This is a genomic window from Cohnella thermotolerans DSM 17683, assembly GCF_000429825.1.
Lineage (GTDB): Bacteria > Bacillota > Bacilli > Paenibacillales > Paenibacillaceae > Cohnella > Cohnella thermotolerans.
In genome coordinates, this window is record NZ_KE386955.1 from 1 (window position 1) to 16,179 (window position 16,179).

Annotated in this window: 15 protein-coding genes; 2 read left to right on the top strand and 13 right to left on the bottom strand. The window is 60.1% G+C overall.

All coding sequences use genetic code 11. The features are described 5' to 3' along the window. Nucleotides 1-123: 123 nt before the first annotated feature. Nucleotides 124-1,827, bottom strand: a complete 1,704-nt coding sequence (locus tag G485_RS0117560) for an ATP-binding cassette domain-containing protein (RefSeq protein ID WP_027093566.1) — start codon at nt 1,825-1,827, stop codon at nt 124-126. Continuing rightward, nucleotides 1,820-2,680 carry an energy-coupling factor ABC transporter ATP-binding protein gene (locus G485_RS27250; RefSeq protein ID WP_051318385.1) on the bottom strand — a complete coding sequence of 287 codons (861 nt, stop codon included), beginning with the start codon at nt 2,678-2,680 and terminating at the stop codon, nt 1,820-1,822. The genes G485_RS0117560 and G485_RS27250 overlap by 8 nt, the downstream gene beginning before the upstream one ends. A 97-nt stretch (nt 2,681-2,777) precedes the next feature. Here G485_RS27250 and G485_RS0117570 point away from each other — a divergent pair, with 97 nt between their 5' ends. Then, complete coding sequence (locus tag G485_RS0117570; RefSeq protein WP_051318386.1) at nt 2,778-3,413, top strand: biotin transporter BioY; 636 nt, start codon at nt 2,778-2,780, stop codon at nt 3,411-3,413. A 96-nt stretch (nt 3,414-3,509) separates the two neighbouring features. After that, complete coding sequence (locus G485_RS0117575) at nt 3,510-3,758, top strand: hypothetical protein (protein WP_027093568.1); 249 nt, start codon at nt 3,510-3,512, stop codon at nt 3,756-3,758. Between the two features lie 190 nt (nt 3,759-3,948). Here G485_RS0117575 and G485_RS0117585 read toward each other — a convergent pair whose 3' ends face one another. The 11 genes from G485_RS0117585 to recA form a co-directional block, all read right to left on the bottom strand. After that, on the bottom strand, nt 3,949-4,449 hold the full coding sequence (locus tag G485_RS0117585) for a YlbF/YmcA family competence regulator (RefSeq protein WP_027093569.1): 501 nt from the start codon (nt 4,447-4,449) through the stop codon (nt 3,949-3,951). Nucleotides 4,450-4,539: 90 nt separating this feature from the next. Further along, nucleotides 4,540-6,105, bottom strand: a complete 1,566-nt coding sequence (miaB, locus tag G485_RS0117590) for a tRNA (N6-isopentenyl adenosine(37)-C2)-methylthiotransferase MiaB (RefSeq protein ID WP_027093570.1) — start codon at nt 6,103-6,105, stop codon at nt 4,540-4,542. Between the two features lie 90 nt (nt 6,106-6,195). Then, a complete protein-coding gene (gene pduL / locus G485_RS0117595) occupies nt 6,196-6,774 on the bottom strand; it encodes a phosphate propanoyltransferase (RefSeq protein WP_027093571.1) in 579 nt (192 codons plus the stop codon). Between the two features lie 115 nt (nt 6,775-6,889). Then, entirely contained in the window at nt 6,890-7,756 is an 867-nt protein-coding gene (locus G485_RS0117600) for a 2-oxoacid:ferredoxin oxidoreductase subunit beta (RefSeq protein ID WP_027093572.1), read from the bottom strand. Between the two features lies 1 nt (nt 7,757). Then, on the bottom strand, nt 7,758-9,494 hold the full coding sequence (locus G485_RS0117605; protein WP_027093573.1) for a 2-oxoacid:acceptor oxidoreductase subunit alpha: 1,737 nt from the start codon (nt 9,492-9,494) through the stop codon (nt 7,758-7,760). A 193-nt stretch (nt 9,495-9,687) separates the two neighbouring features. After that, nucleotides 9,688-10,626 carry a dipeptidase gene (locus tag G485_RS0117610; protein WP_027093574.1) on the bottom strand — a complete coding sequence of 313 codons (939 nt, stop codon included), beginning with the start codon at nt 10,624-10,626 and terminating at the stop codon, nt 9,688-9,690. Nucleotides 10,627-10,761: 135 nt separating this feature from the next. Continuing rightward, complete coding sequence (locus tag G485_RS0117615) at nt 10,762-11,022, bottom strand: stage V sporulation protein S (RefSeq protein WP_006286829.1); 261 nt, start codon at nt 11,020-11,022, stop codon at nt 10,762-10,764. Between the two features lie 247 nt (nt 11,023-11,269). After that, on the bottom strand, nt 11,270-12,064 hold the full coding sequence (locus G485_RS0117620; protein WP_027093575.1) for a TIGR00282 family metallophosphoesterase: 795 nt from the start codon (nt 12,062-12,064) through the stop codon (nt 11,270-11,272). A gap of 147 nt (nt 12,065-12,211) precedes the next feature. Then, entirely contained in the window at nt 12,212-13,753 is a 1,542-nt protein-coding gene (rny, locus tag G485_RS0117625; protein WP_027093576.1) for a ribonuclease Y, read from the bottom strand. Nucleotides 13,754-13,965: 212 nt separating this feature from the next. Then, nucleotides 13,966-14,913 (bottom strand): regulatory protein RecX, encoded by a 948-nt coding sequence (locus tag G485_RS0117630; protein WP_027093577.1) that lies wholly within the window; start codon nt 14,911-14,913, stop codon nt 13,966-13,968. A gap of 80 nt (nt 14,914-14,993) precedes the next feature. After that, nucleotides 14,994-16,055 carry a recombinase RecA gene (gene recA / locus G485_RS0117635; RefSeq protein ID WP_027093578.1) on the bottom strand — a complete coding sequence of 354 codons (1,062 nt, stop codon included), beginning with the start codon at nt 16,053-16,055 and terminating at the stop codon, nt 14,994-14,996. Between the last annotated feature and the right edge of the window lie 124 nt (nt 16,056-16,179).

The following is a 16,179-nucleotide window of genomic DNA, read 5'->3' on the forward strand; positions in this document are numbered from 1 at the left end:
GGCACGTTGCTCGATATAATCGAACAACGATAGCTGAATCTGACCGGCAATAATCGCGATGATGTCCGTTAGCGTTCGTTTGGCGCGGACGCGCGGCTCAGCGGCGCCCGCCATGCCGCGCCTTTATCCCCACAGCCACAGCAGAGCTGCGGCGGCCATGGCGGAGCTGGCCAGCGCCGTGTCCCGCTTCCGCCACTTCTGCGTTCGCAGCAGGGTCGGATTCCGTCTTCTGCCGACGCCCCGGCTCTCCAGCGCTGCGGCGACTTGATCGCCGATCCGGAACAGGGCGAGCAGGAACGGCAGCGCCGTCGCGAGCAATCGTCGCACGACGGCGCGTAGCGCCATGCTGCTCTCCTTGCCGCGGGCGATCGCATGCCGGGAGAATCGTTCCCATTCGTGCAGGAACATCGGAATGAACCGCAGCATGAGCGTTACCGTCAGAACGAATTTTTGCGCCCAAGCCGGCATCCGTCCCCGGAAAGAGAAGAGCTGCTCCAGCGCTCGCCGCAGCCGAAGCGGCGTAATCGCGAGAGCGAGACCCAGACCGAGAACCATGACGAGGAGCGTTCGGACCATCGATTGCAGCGTGACGAGGAACGCCTCCGAATCGAACGTCCACCCTTTACCGACGCCCGCAACCAACGATACCGTCATCGAGAACAGCAGGAATCCGGTGAGAAGGCCGCGCCAGCGCATGAGCGGCATTCGTCCGAGCGCCGTGGCGGCCAGAACGACAACGGCGGCCATGGCAACGCCGGACCATGAATGGCGCGAAAAAATCGACAGCGACAAGAGCACGTAAGCGAGCCACACCGAGCGGGGATCGAAGGCGGCGAGCGGCACGATTGCGTCGCTTTCTTCACGGTCGACCCGAGGGCGCAGGATCGGCCGGTCGGCCGATTCGGCCGGAGGGTTCGAGCGCGGCACTTCCTCCATCGTGATCCGGTCGGAATTGGATTGCCCGAATCCGCTCCCGTTCGCGCCCGTACCGCCTCCGTCAAGCAAGCGCGCCCACTCCTGCGCCAGATCGGCCGGATTCCAGACGCGATCCGGGGGCAAGCCATGCCGAAGCAGCGGCGTAATCGTTCGCAGCCATTCCGGCACCTCCATGCCGGCTTCCTCCCACCACTCCGGGTGGGACAGCAGATCGCTGCGCCCGCAGCACCGGATTCGGCCGTCCGGCGACAGCAGCAACAACCGGTCAGCCAGAGGAAGCGCCCATTCGGTGTCGTGGGAGACGAGCAAAATGCCCGCCCCCTCGTCTCGGCGCTTCCTTAACGCGTCTCCGACCCGTTGCTGCCCCGCCGCGTCCAACCCCGCCGTCGGTTCGTCCACGAGCAGCCACCGGGCAGGCGGCGCTAGCAAACAAGCCAATGCCAGCCGCCGTCTCTCGCCCCCGCTCATCCGGAACGGATCGCGGCTTCGCCACGAAGCGTCCCAGCCTACCGCCGCAAGCGCCCGATCGATCCATTCGTCGCGTTCGGCATCCGTCAACGAATAGGGCTTCAGCGCCTCGTTCAACTCATCCCCCGCCGTCCGGGAGACGATGTATTCTTCCGGCGCCTGGGAGGCATAAGCGTACTGCCTGAGCGCCGCGGTATTAATACGGCGCTTGCCGTTCGCGCGTTCCAGCCAAAGCGGCTCTTCCCCGTACGACACCCGTATCCCTTCCGGGTCGCGCAAGCCGGCGGCGATCTCCAGCAAGCTCGTTTTGCCCGTTCCGTTCGCGCCGAGCAGCACCGTCACCGTTCCGGCCCGGATGGCGATCTCTTGCCCGAGCGGTCCGCGAAGCCGCAGTTCGCTCCCGCCTTCGGTTGCGTCAACCACGTTCCGCACCTGCTTTCTCGCGAACGCGAAGACTGCACCATTCTTCTTCCGTCATCGGAAGCGGAGCGGCAAGCCGCCCCAATCGGTGCAGCTCCACCGCCAGCGAAGCCAGATACGGCAGGCGCAGGCCGCATGCGGCGCACGGAGACGTCTCCCGCAACGGGTCCGCGCCATACAGAAACTCCCGGCCGTTCCCGTCGAAGACGAGGCGGCCGCCCGCCATCGCCGCAACCCGCGAATCGGGGCGCAGCTCCTCCAGCCGCTGCGTCACCCAGACGACCGCCGTGCCTTCGGCTTGCAGCTCGCGGGCAATCGCCATCACTTTGCTCCCGGCCGCGGCATCGAGCATCGACGTCGCTTCGTCGAAGACGATCAGCGGCGAACGGCCGGCCGCCGCAGCGGCGACGGCCGCCAATTGCCGCTGCCCGCCCGACAACCGCTTCCACGGCAGGTCCGCCAGCGCGAGCAGATCCGCCCGCTCCAGCATTCGCTCCGCCCGTTGCGGAATTTCCGGCGCGGGAACGCCCATCCATTCCAGCGCGAACGTCATCTCTTCGCGGGGCGTCTCCCCGAACAGCTGCGCATCCGGCTGCTGCATGACGTACGCGGACGGCATAGCGCCGGCGAAGCCGCGCCGGATCGTGCCAGTCGCTCCGCTCGCAGACAGCCCGGCCACAATGCGGGCGAGCGTCGACTTGCCGCTGCCGTTGACGCCGACGAGATTCAGCCACTCTCCGCGCGCGAGCCGCAGCTCGACGCCTTCAAGACGCACGGGCGACGAACCGTCATCCGGATCCGAATGCACGGTTAACCCTTTTATAAGCAGATCGTCGTCCTGCGGCAAACCAAACATTCGTTTCCCTCTTCCCAATCGAGAATTCTCATGGTAAAATGCCATTTGTTAACCACGACTCAAAATACAGGTTAACATTAGAAAGGGGTATTTGACAATGTCCGTACCAACATCCGTTCCTCCTTCCGCCGAAGAGACGTCCATCCCGACACAGTCCGCCGGATGGATTCGCGGAACCGTCTACACCGCTTTATTCGCCGCTTTGTTCGTCGCCTTCAGCTCCATCTCGGTGCCGCTAGTCTTCTCGCCGGTTCCGATCACGCTGCAGACGCTCGCCGTCATGCTGGCGGGAGGACTGCTCGGCCCGGTCTACGGCTTCTGGAGCATCGCCATCGTCGTCATCCTGACCGCGGCGGGCTTGCCGCTGCTGCACGGCAACGGCGGATTGGCGGTGCTGTACGGTCCGACCGGCGGCTATATTTGGATGTTCCCCTTCGCCGCCCTGTTCATCGGCTGGGTCAGCGACCGGCTGTTCCGCGGCGTTCGCCGGCTCACTCCGGCCCGCTTCGCGATTCTCGCCGTCGCCGTCTTTGCATTCGGCGCCATTCTCGTCTATGCGGGCGGCGTCCCCTGGCTCGCGCATAAAGCGCATTTTTCGTTCGGCAAAGCGATGGCGACCGGCTGCTATCCGTTCCTCCTCGGCGATACGGTCAAAACGGTCGTCGCCACCGTCGCGATCGGCGCGCTGCGTCCGCTCCTCCCCGGCTTCAAGACCAAAGGCCGGTCCGCCTAAGCCGAGTAAATACGCGACCTGAGAAGGGCTTCCGTCCGAGAAGGAAGCCCTTCTTGCATTTGGCGCGACACGCGAAGACCTTCGCTTGGGGGATGAATGTACAAGCAAGCGAATGCCGCTCCGCATAAAGTGGAGGGTACGACAGAGAACCTACATCCGCCCGTGCTTGGAACGCCCTCCAACCTGTTCGATCGCAGCCTTCGGCTGTCGCCGGCCGCCATGCGAGCCTTGCAGCTCGCGCCCGGGGCCCGCTTGACGCTTGCTTACGATCAGAACAAGCGAACGCTGTCGTTCGTGCGGCGAATGCCGAAGCCCGGCAAACGAACGGGCGACGCCTTGTTCTGACGGCGCCGCCCGCATTCGGTCATTTCGATTTTTTCTTGGCCGCAGAGCGGCCCTGCTTCTTCGGATCGCTAGGCTGCGGCGCTCTCGTCTGGGAATTCGGAATGCCTTCCGTCATCGCCTCTTGTCCTCCTTAAGCTAAGCTCGCTTCTTGGGAAGCGAGCTTAGCTTGCGGACAAGCGGAATCACTTATTCAGTCGCAATTCTCCGGAGCTTCCGCCGGCTGCGCCGCTTCGACGTCGAGCTTCTCGGCGACGGAATCGCGGATGACGCTGACGATCGACTGCAGCAGGTAGTTGACGTCCGTCTGGCTTTGCTGGAATTGCTGCACGATCGGAATAGCGTCCAGTTCGTCCTGGAGCGCCTCGATTTCCTTCTCGATTTTCTCGACCATTTGCTGGTTTTTGAACGTCGTCTGGAAAGCGACGAGCTCTTTCTGCTTCTTCTTGATTTGCGCGATCAGCCCTTGTACCCGCTCGTGGTTTTGAATGAGCTTCTCCGCCTTCTGGTACACGGAGACTTCCTCGGTCGTCGTAATCAAATGAGCCAATTCGCGCGCCCGTGCCAAAATATCTTCGCGAACGATCAGATCGCGACTGTCAAACCGGGGAATGACGTATTCCCCTTCTTCGTGGCCGTGCTGGCCATGGTCGTGGTCATGCGCGTGTTCAGCTGCTGGATTCGTAGCCGACATAGGTTCGATTCTCCTTCGATTCGCAAATGTTAGGCTCGGCGCAAACCGGCCCTAACGCCGAATGGGATCTTGGATTGGCCGTTTCTAGCTTTAAGCGCCGTGCGACAGCGCCGTACGGACGGGCGGCTCGGCCGCTTCCGCGGTAATGTACCACGTTTGGGGCTTCGTTACGCGAACTTGCACGAATTCGCCGATCCACTCCTTCGGTCCTTCGAAATGGATCAGCTTGTTGGTACGGGTTCGGCCGGACAGGACGTTCGGGTTGTTCTTGCTCTGTCCTTCGACCAGCACCTCTACCGTCTGGCCTGCAAGACGCTCGTTGCTCTCGAGACTCAGCTCGGCGATCAGCTCGTTCAGCCGAACGAGACGCTTCTGCTTGACCTCGTACGGTACGTTGTCCTCCATGCCGGCGGCCGGCGTCCCTTCGCGGGGCGAGTAAATGAAGGTAAACGCCGATGCGAATTTCGCTTCGCGAACGAGCGACAGCGTCTCTTCGAACTGCTCCTCCGTCTCCCCCGGGAAGCCGACGATAATGTCCGTCGTCAGCACGACGTCCGGGATGGCCGCCCGAATGCGGCGGACGAGATCGAGGAAATGCTCGCGCGTATATTTGCGGCTCATCCGCTTCAGCACCTCCGTGCTGCCCGATTGCACCGGCAGATGAATATGCTCGACGAGATTGCCGCCCTTGGCGAGCACTTCGATCAGATGATCGTCGAAATCGCGCGGATGGCTCGTCGTAAAGCGGACGCGGGGAATGCCGATGCTGCGGATGTCGTCCATCAGATCGCCGAAGCGGTACTTGCGGTCCGTGAAGTCCTTGCCGTAAGCGTTCACGTTCTGGCCGAGCAGCGTAATCTCCTTGTAGCCCTGCCGCGCCAGGTCGCGCACTTCGGCCAGCACGTCTTCCGGCAGGCGGCTGCGTTCCTTGCCCCGCGTGTATGGAACGATGCAGTACGTGCAGAATTTGTCGCAGCCGTACATAATGTTGACCCAAGCCCGCAGCCCTTGGCGCTTCTTCGGCAAATTCTCGATAATGTCGCCCTCCTTGGACCACACCTCGACGACCATTTCTTTGCCGAAATACGCTTCCTGCAGCAGATGCGGCAGCCGGTGAATGTTGTGCGTGCCGAAAATGAGATCGACGAACGCATGCTTCTGCATAATCCGGTTAACGACGGCCGCTTCCTGCGACATGCAGCCGCAGACGCCGAGGATGAGCCCCGGCTTCTCAAGCTTGAGCCCTTTGAGATGGCCCAGTTCGCCGAACACCTTGTCCTCCGCGTTCTCGCGCACCGCGCACGTATTCAGCAGAATGACGTCGGCTTCGGTCCGGTCCTCGGTGGAGGTGAATCCCATCTCTTCGAACAGACCGCGCATCACTTCGGTGTCGTGCTCGTTCATCTGGCAGCCGTACGTGTAAATCAAATACTTCTTGCCGACTCCGAGCGAACGCAGCTCGTCGGGAACGGCGTTCTCGTAATGCACGCGGATCTCTTCCTTGCCGCGCTGCTTCTCCTGCCGGTAGTTCGGCTCGGATTTAATATGAATATCGCGACCGCCAAGGCGGATCGTTCTTCCGTGTTCGTCCTCGGAAATGACCTTGGCGCCGGAGAAATCAAAATACTTGCTGTAATCTTTGCTCTCGCCAGCCACTTCATTTCCCCTCCCTGCAACGTTGATCAACGGCTTCGAATGAACGCAACCTTGCTTGCGCCCATCCTTTGAATTATATCACGAACCGGTTCAAGCGACAATTTCGCCCTCGTCGCCCGTGCGGACGCCGGCCGCGTTGCCTTCGTCGGTGTCGATATGCATGTCGAGCGCGAACTGGTCGGACACTCTCGCAATGACGTTCTCGAACACAAGGCCGCGTTCGCCGCCGACCCTCACCTTGAGGAGCTGCTTGTCCCGAATGCCCCAGCGCTCGGCGTCCGACGTGTGGAAATGGATATGGCGCGCAGCCACGATGACGCCCCGGTCCACCGTCACTTCGCCGGCCGGACCGACGATGCGGATGCCCGGCGTGCCGTCGATCTGTCCGGATTCCCGCACCGGCGGGTTCAAGCCCAATTGGAAGGCGTCCGTCCGCGACACTTCGAGCTGCGTCGCTTTGCGGGCGGGTCCGAGAATTCTCACTTTCGAAAACGAGCCCTTGGGTCCGTACACGGCGACCGTCTCGTTCGCGGCGAACTGCCCCGGCTGCGACAACGGCTTCAGCACCGTCAGCTCCGCCCCTTCGCCGAACAGAATCGCGATATGCTCCTTCGTCAAATGAATGTGGCGCGCCGAGACGCCCACCGGCACTTTGCGTGCTTCGCTCATGAGAGTTCCGCCTTTCCGGAAGTTTCTGCATAGTTCCCTTGTCTTCCGTTATTATAGCGCAACATAACAAAAGAGGCACACGGTTCGCCCGCGCGCCTCCCCGAAAAAAACGCGATTATTTGAATTCCGCCAACAATTTGTCGAAATCTTCCCTGCTCAGGGTGAGATCCTGCTTGGCCAGCGCCTCCGGCTTGAAGCCGACGACGAGATCTTCGTACGGCTTGCGCTCCTTGTCCTGGTAGATCAGCCCGGTCAGCATGCCGTTCGTCTCCATGATTTTGTTCATGGCCGCGATGCGGTTGGACGGATCGTAGTCCGGGAACTGGTCTAAATTGACGATATTTTCTTTGAACCAATCGTACGTGTTTACCTTGTTGAACGTAACGCACGGGCTGAAGACGTTGATAAGCGAGAAGCCCTTGTGCTTGAGGCCCGCTTCGATCAGGCTCGTCAGCTGCTTCAGGTCGCTGGAGAACGATTGGGCGACGAACGTCGCGCCCGCCGACAAGGCGATCTCGAGCGGCGACAGCGTGTTCTCGATCGAGCCTTCCGGCGTCGATTTGGTCTTGAAGCCCTCGGCGCTGCGGGGTGACGTTTGCCCCTTCGTCAAGCCGTAGATCTGGTTGTCCATGACGATATAGGTAATGTCGAGATTGCGGCGGATCGCATGGACGGTGTGGCCCATGCCGATCGCGAAGCCGTCTCCGTCGCCGCCCGAGGCGATGACCGTCAGCTCGCGGTTGGCGAGCTTGACGCCTTGGGCGATCGGCAGCGCGCGGCCGTGAATGCCGTGCAGGCCGTAAGCGTTAATGTAGCCGGAGATCCGGCCCGAACAGCCGATCCCCGAGATGACGGCGAGCTGCTCCGGCTCGAGCCCGATGTTCGCCGCCGCGCGCTGAATGGCCGCCTGTACGGAGAAGTCTCCGCAGCCCGGGCACCAGTTCGGCTTGACGTTGTTGCGGAACTCTTTGAACGTAGCCATGTTATTTCATCTCCTTGCAGGCTTTTTCAATTTCGTGCGGCAGGAACGGGGTGCCGTCGTATTTAAGCAGGCTCTCGATTTTGTCGTGGTAGCCTACGTTTTGCTTGATCAGGTTGGCAAGCTGAGCCGTCGCGTTGTTCTCCAGCACGACGACCTTCTTCGCTTGCTTCAGATACGGCTCGACGAGATCGGAGGGGAACGGATGCAGCTGGCGAACCGTCACATGGTTCGTCGTGATGCCTTCCGCGGCCAGCCGCGTGCGAGCTTCGTCGATCGTGCCGCCGGTCGAACCCATGGCGACGATCAGCAGATCCGGCGCTTCGCTGGGCGCGTCGGCTTTGATCGCGTCGCGGATGCGCAGCGATCTCAGCTTGCCGAGCCGCTTCTCCATCATGAGCTTGCGGTTGGCCGCGCTCTCGGAAGGACGTCCCTCCTGGTCGTGCTCGACGCCGGTGACGTGGTGAATGCCGTATTTGGCGCCCGGCAGCACGCGAGGCGAGATGCCGTCCTCGGTGAACTCGTACCGCTTGAACATCTTATGTTCTTCAAGCGGCGGCAGCTCGCCGGTCTGCAGCTTGCCGCGCTCGATGACGATCTTCTCGTAGTCGAGCGGCTCGCACGATTGCTTGCCGAGCGACAGCTGCAGATCGGTCGCGACGATTACGGGAACCTGGTACGTCTCCGCCACATTGAACGCTTCGATCATATCGTAGAAGCATTCCTCGATCGTGCTCGGCGCAATGACGACCTTCGGAATTTCGCCGTGCGTCCCGTAAATAAGCGCGTTGATGTCCGACTGCTCCTGCTTCGTCGGCAGACCCGTCGAAGGGCCGCCGCGCTGCGTATCGATAATGACGAGCGGCGTCTCGGTCATGCCGGACAGACCGATCGCTTCCATCATGAGAGACAAGCCCGGTCCGGCCGAAGCCGTCATCGTGCGCACGCCGGCATAGTTCGCGCCGATCGCCATCGTCGCCGCCGCGATCTCGTCTTCCGTCTGAACGACGGTTCCGCCGAATTTCGGCAGCTTCTTGATCAAATATTCCATAATCTCGGAAGCCGGCGTAATCGGGTATGCGGACATCAGGCGGCAGCCCGCGGCGATCGCGCCCAGACCGAGCGCCTCGTTGCCGATCATGAACAGCTTCTGCTTGCCGTCCGCCTCTTCGAGCCGGAATTCCTCAAGCGGCCCGCCGGCTTGCTCCAGGATAAATTCCGCTCCGCGCTTGACCGCCTCGACGTTCTTCTCGACGACGGCCGGCCCTTTGCGTCCGAATTCCTCCTCGACCGCTTTATTGAACACCTCGAGCGGCAATCCGAGCAGCGCCCAGGATGCCCCCGAAGCGACCATGTTCTTCATAAGGGAGGTGCCGAGCTCTTCCGCGATCGCGGTAATCGGAACCGCGAACAATCTTGCTTCGATGCCTTCCGGAACCGTCGGCGAGAACTTGGCGTCCGCCACGATGACGCCCCCGCTCCGAAGCTCCTTCGCGTTCAAGTCGATGCTCTCCTGATCGAACGCTACTAGAATATCCAAATCGTCCGAAATCGCGCGAATCGGCTTCGTGCTGATCCTGATTTTATTGTTCGTGTGCCCGCCCTTGATCCGTGAGGAAAAATGCCGGTACCCGTAAAGATAGTAGCCCAGCCGGTTGAGCGCCGTGGAAAAAATCCGGTCCGTGCTTTCCACGCCTTCCCCCTGCTGCCCGCCAATTTTCCAAGATAATTGACTGATCAATATGTCCATCTCCTCTTAGACTCTGCTTCATCCCATATGCGAATAATTGGTTTATGGCGTAACATAACCATTTATTTCGTATCGAACACATAAATTTTATGATTGCATCCAGCAAATTGCAAGTTTTTCGGCCCAATTGAACTTATAACTCTTTCTGATGAAATCGTTTCGAATTTGATATAGGTCAAGCTTTTCAAACCAGGTTAGCCGTCAAAAAACGTCTCGCGTTGCCGCCCAGGAAACCGCTTACGAGATGTTCCGGATACCTGGCCGTCAACGCTTCCGCCAGCGCGGGATATTGACCCGGGTGAGCGAGTCCTTCCACATGCCGCTCAATGCCGTCGAAATCCGAGCCGAACGCCAAATGCCGTTCACCGCCCAGCTGGCATACGCGTTCCACATGGCGGAGCACATCGTCGATCTTCGCCGGCTCCCGCTCGGTCAGAAACCAAGGGACGAACGTAAGGCCGATCAGCCCGTTCACCGCGATCAAAGCGCGGATTTGCTCGTCCGTCAGATTGCGCGGGTGGTTGCGGATCGCTCTTGCGTTCGAATGGGAAGCGAAGAACGGCTTGGCCGCCATCTCGGCCAAATTCCAGAACCCCTTCTCCGACAAATGGGAGACGTCAAGCAAGATCCCCAGCGATTCGCATTCCCGCACCAGCTGCCGGCCTGCTTTGGTCAGCCCGCCGCCTCTCGGCTCCATCGCTCCGTCGCACGCCCAATTCGCATGGTTCCAGGTCATGCCGAGCAGCCGCACGCCGAGCCGATGGAGCAGACGCAGCGCCCACCATTGGCCCTGCAAGCTGTCCGCGCCCTCGAGGGAGAGAACGGCCCCGATGCCGCCGTTTTTGCGCGCCTCCTCCACATCGGCACCTCTGCGTACCGGATGCATGCCCGGAGCCGCCAGCACTTTGGACCAGAACAGCTCCGCTGCGTGCAGAGCCGTCTCCGGCGTCTTCGGCATGTCGTCGGGGATGTAGATCGCGAAAACTTGCAGACCGACTCCGCCGTCTACCAATCGCTGCCGGGTCACGTCCAATTTGCTGTCTCCCGTTCCGTCGAACTTCTCCTCCTGTTCGCGCAGCAATTTGGATAGTACGTCGCAGTGCAGATCCACGATGTCGTTCATTTTTATCGAACCTCCCACCCTCATTGCCGTGCGCAACAAAAAACCTGTCGTCGCCGATTCAACCAGATGGCACGCGGGAGCGTTTCACCGGGGTTGATTCTAAGAGAACAGGTTCATCATACCGATGATATTTCCTTATCTGGGCTCCACAATCAACTTGATAGCCGTTCTGTCTTCTCCGTCGATTACGATATCCGTAAAAGCCGGGATGCAAATAAGATCCACCCCGCTTGGAGCGACAAACCCGCGTGCGATTGCAACTGCCTTGATCGCCTGGTTGAGCGCCCCTGCACCGATGGCTTGCAGCTCCGCAGCGCCGCGTTCGCGAAGCACGCCAGCCAAAGCGCCTGCAACAGAATTTGGATTGGACTTTGCTGATACCTTTAAGACTTCCATGACCAGTTCCTCCTCAGGGATCAAAGGATGGGCCCACTAAGGGATACTTATTCGGTGGAACCGGCAATAATTCCTGCTGTCTTGGAAGGAGAACGGCGCGAAATCGCAAAAAATTCAGAAATTTATAAACTAAGGATTGGATTTTATTCTGGAAAAAGGAACATCGGCGACAGAATCGGCAGGGATCGACGATAAAAAGGCGCGAAAGCGGACGGCTTTCGCGCCTTCGTGATGAGTCGTAACGGCGTCAGCTCGCGATCCACGAATCTTCGTCGACGCGAATCTTCTGAATTTTGACCGCCTTCCCCGTCGCTTCGTCGATGTCCGCGAAGACGCCGCTTAAGATCCACTTCGTGTCCGCAACTTGGAAGCGAGAAGGCAAGCCGGTTATAAACTTGCGGATGACGCCTTCGCGTTCCATGCCGAGCACGCCGTCCCGCGGTCCGGTCATCCCGGCATCCGTCAAATAGGCGGTGCCTTGCGGCAAAATGCGGTCGTCGTTCGTTTGCACGTGCGTGTGCGTGCCCACCACGAGCGAAGCGCGGCCGTCGAGGTGCCAGCCCATGGCGATTTTCTCGCTCGTCGCTTCGGCGTGGAAATCGACCAGAATGCATTTATGTTTCTTGCGAAGCTCGTCCACAATCTCGTCGGCGGCGCGGAACGGGCAATCCGAAGGCGGAAGGAACGTTCGTCCGATCAGGTTGACGATCGCCAGCTCCTTGTTGCCGGCTTTAATGACCGCGCTGCCGGCCCCGGGCGTTCCCGGAGGCAAGTTGGCCGGCCGCACCATGCGGGGCTCGTCGTCGATAAATTCGAAAATTTCCCGATTGTCCCACGTATGGTTGCCCATCGTGATGCCGTGCACGCCCCACTCGAACAGCTCGCGCGTAATGGCCGCATTGATGCCCCGTCCGCCGGCCGCGTTCTCTCCGTTGGCGATGATGATATGCGGCTGATATTTGTCCTTGATCCAGGGCAGAAGCCGCTTGACGGTGTCGCGTCCGACGCTGCCCACAATGTCTCCGATAAATACGACTTTCATGCAAAGCTCCTTTCGGTCGATGAGAAAATCCCCCAAAAGTGAAGTGATGCTTCGAAGCGGATTCCGGTTACTTTTGGGGGAGCCCCCGAACTACGAGAAAGAAGTGGCCGCGTTGCGCCGCAGCCACTTCTTCATCCTTCCCGAAACTTATTTGGCGTACTCCACCGCACGAGTCTCGCGGATGACCGTGACCTTGATGTGTCCCGGATAATCCAGCTCGTCCTCGATCTTCTTCGTGATGTCGCGAGCAAGCCTGAACGCTTCCGCGTCGTCGATCTTCTCCGGTTGAACCATGACGCGAACTTCGCGTCCGGCCTGGATCGCATAGGACTTGTCGACACCTTCGAACGATTCGGAGATCTCTTCCAGCTTCTCGAGCCGCTTGATGTACGTCTCGAGCGTCTCCCTTCTCGCTCCCGGGCGGGCTGCGCTGAGCGCGTCCGCGGCTCCGACGAGCATGGCGATAACGGAGGTGGCCTCCACATCTCCATGGTGGGAGGCGATGCTGTTGATCACGACCGGATGTTCTTTGTACTTCTTCGCCAATTCAACGCCGATCTCGACGTGCGAACCTTCCACTTCGTGGTCGAGAGCCTTGCCGATATCGTGCAGCAAGCCGGCGCGTTTGGCGAGCGAGATGTCTTCTCCGAGCTCCGCAGCCATCAATCCCGATAAATAAGCGACTTCCATTGAATGCTTCAGCACGTTCTGACCGTAGCTCGTCCGGAATTTCAAACGGCCGAGAATTTTGATTAAATCCGGATGCAGGCCGTGCACGCCGACTTCGAACGTCGCCAGCTCCCCGTATTCGCGAATTCTCTCGTCCACTTCCTTGCGGGACTTCTCCACCATCTCTTCGATGCGGGCCGGATGGATTCGACCGTCGGCGACCAGCTTCTCCAGAGCGGTGCGGGCAATCTCGCGGCGAATCGGATCGAACCCGGACAGGATGACCGCTTCCGGGGTATCGTCGATAATGAGATCGATGCCGGTCAGCGTCTCCAGCGCGCGGATGTTGCGGCCTTCGCGGCCGATAATCCGTCCCTTCATCTCTTCGTTCGGCAGCGCGACGACGGATACCGTCGTCTCCGCCACGTGATCGGCGGCGCAGCGCTGGATCGCGAGCGAGATGATGTCGCGCGCCCGTTTGTCCGCTTCTTCCTTCGCCTGCTGTTCGATGTCCTTGATCAGCTGGGCCGTCTCGTGGCGCACTTCCTGCTCCACCGTCGTCAGGATCAGCTGCTTCGCGTCTTCCATCGTAAGGTTGGAGATGCGTTCCAACTCGCTAATTTGCTGCTTATAAAGCTTCTCGATCTGATCTTGGGTCTCTTCGATCCGTTTCTCTTTGTTGGCGACTTGCTCCTCCTTACGTTCCAGCGCTTCCAGTTTGCGGTCCAGCGATTCTTCCTTCTGTACCAGCCTTCTTTCTAGGCGTTGGATTTCGTTACGACGTTCGCGAATGTCGCGTTCGGCTTCGTTCCGGAGCTTATGCACCTCGTCTTTGGCTTCCAGCACCGTCTCCTTGCGGGTGGCTTCCGCTTCTTTCTTTGCGTTGTCCACAATTTGGCGGGCTGCCTGCTCGGCGCTGGAAATCTTCGCTTCCGCAATGGACTTGCGTACCACATAACCGATCCCAAAGAAAAGCGCGCCAACAACGATAAGGATCAAGACCCAAATCCAGGTGTTCATGGTCTCACCTCCTCGTTGCATCACCAAGGCATCGCTTGGGATACTTATGAAATTGGTTGCCGGTTTCTAAACCGTCTCATTTCTCAGTCAGAAAAGTCGAAAAATCGGGTTCCGAATCGTTTTTTGGAAGGAAAAAGGGTTCGGAATGAATGATGGAATACAGACTCATTTTATCTGTTGTGAAAATGGATTGTCAAGCAAGCGCCTTCTCGCTACTCATCCATCGGATCGTAGGAGCCGTCGAACGGCGGCGCCTCCGAGTCCCATTCCGCAGCGTCTCCGTCCGCTTCGTCCACGGCTTCTTCGGCCGCCTTCCGGACGGCATCCCTGGCGACGCCTGGCGGAAAACCGCGCCGCTGCAGCACGCCCATCAGCTTGTACTCGCGCTCGCGCCTCGTCGCCCCTTTGACGCCGGGCCATCGCTTCCGCGCAAGCGCAAGGGCGGACGAACGCTCCGCCTCGGCATCGAGGGAGGAGATCGCTTGATCCACCTCGATTTTGCCGACTCCGCGCAGCAACAGCTCCTGGCGGACGAGTCGGCTCCCTTTGCGCTGGTTCGTCACCTTCTGCTCCGCGTACCGCTTCGCGTACACCGTATCGTCGATGAGACGATGAGTGGTTAGTCTGTCCAAACAAGCGGCAATTGCTTCAGGCGAAAACGCTTTGCGCTTCAGCGAGCTCTCCAGCTCCTTCCTCGTCCGCGCTTTGCGATCCAGGAGGCTTAGAGAGACGCGGTAAGCTTGCTCGATCTCTTCGGATTTGCGCAGCCCGGCCCATTCTTCCGCCGTCAACGCGCGCCCTTTGAGCAGACGCCACTCCACAAGCGTATCCTCGTGAACGGTGAGCAGTTCGCTTGCTCCGCCGGCGGCGGCCGACACCGCAATCCGGTACATCGATTTGCGCTTCGGGTCGGCCTCGACGGCCGTCACGACCGCCGCTCCCGGCATGTCGGCGTTGCCGGCACCGTTCGGCCGGGCGGCGGCGTCTGTGCCTCCCGCGTTGCCCGTACCGCGCCATGGCGCTTCCGGGCTTGCAGCGTTATGAGCATCGCCGTCCGGCATCGCCATCTGGCCAGCGCAGCGCATGACTTCGCTCGTTAATCCCGATTCGCCGGCCTTGCTTGCCCCCCTCCCCGGAGCTCCCGCGAGACGTTCGTCCATCCGCTTTCCCTCCCTCAAAAGTCAAAGGGCATCCGCATCAACGCAGATACCCTGTTCAACGCTATATCTCCAGCAATCGTTTATTCGTCCAGGAGGGCGAATTCGCTGTCGTCTTCGTCGTCCGCCTGGGCGGCCACGACGGACTTGCCGATCGCTTCGGCGCTCAGCGTCGCTTCGCGAATTTGCTGCTCGATCTGGGCGGAGATCGCCGGATTGTCCTTCAGGAACTGCTTGGCGTTCTCGCGGCCTTGCCCGAGGCGTTCGCCGTTGAACGAGAACCAGGCGCCGCTCTTCTGAACGATGTCCAGCTCCGTTCCGATGTCGATGATGCTGCCTTCCTTGGAGATTCCTTCGCCGTACATGATATCCAGCTCCGCCTGCTTGAACGGAGGCGCGACCTTATTCTTGACCACCTTGATCCGGGTGCGGTTGCCGACGACGTCGTTGCCCTGCTTGATGGACTCGACCCGACGCACGTCGAGCCGTACGCTGGCATAGAACTTCAGCGCGCGTCCGCCAGGCGTCGTCTCCGGGTTGCCGAACATGACGCCGACCTTCTCGCGCAGCTGGTTGATAAAGATCGCGATCGACTTCGACTTGCTGATCGCCCCGGACAGCTTACGCATCGCTTGCGACATAAGGCGCGCCTGCAGCCCGACAAACGAGTCGCCCATGTCGCCTTCGATCTCGGCCTTCGGCACGAGCGCCGCCACGGAGTCGACGACGATGATGTCGACCGCGCCGCTGCGCACGAGCGCCTCGGCGATCTCGAGCGCCTGCTCCCCCGTATCGGGCTGGCTCAGCAGCAGCTCGTCGATATTGACGCCAAGATTGCGGGCGTAGATCGGATCCAGCGCATGCTCCGCGTCGATAAACGCGGCTTGTCCGCCTGCCTTCTGCACCTCTGCGATCGCATGGAGAGCGACGGTCGTCTTACCGGAAGACTCCGGTCCGTACACTTCAATAATCCGTCCCCGCGGGAATCCGCCGATCCCGAGGGCGATATCCAACGCAAGAGCTCCGCTCGAAAACGTCTCTACTTGCAGTTGAGCGGTCTCTCCCAATTTCATAATAGAACCCTTGCCGAATTGCTTCTCAATTTGGCGCAAGGCCATCTCTAATGCGGCGCGACGATCGGACAACACACCCACATCCTTATCTTTGTTATAGTTTTATCATACCTTCTTTTGGTGCGTTTGCCAAGCATTTTACGAACATTCGTTCGATTTATTTTGTATAAAAAAACCGCAGCAAAGTATTCTTCGC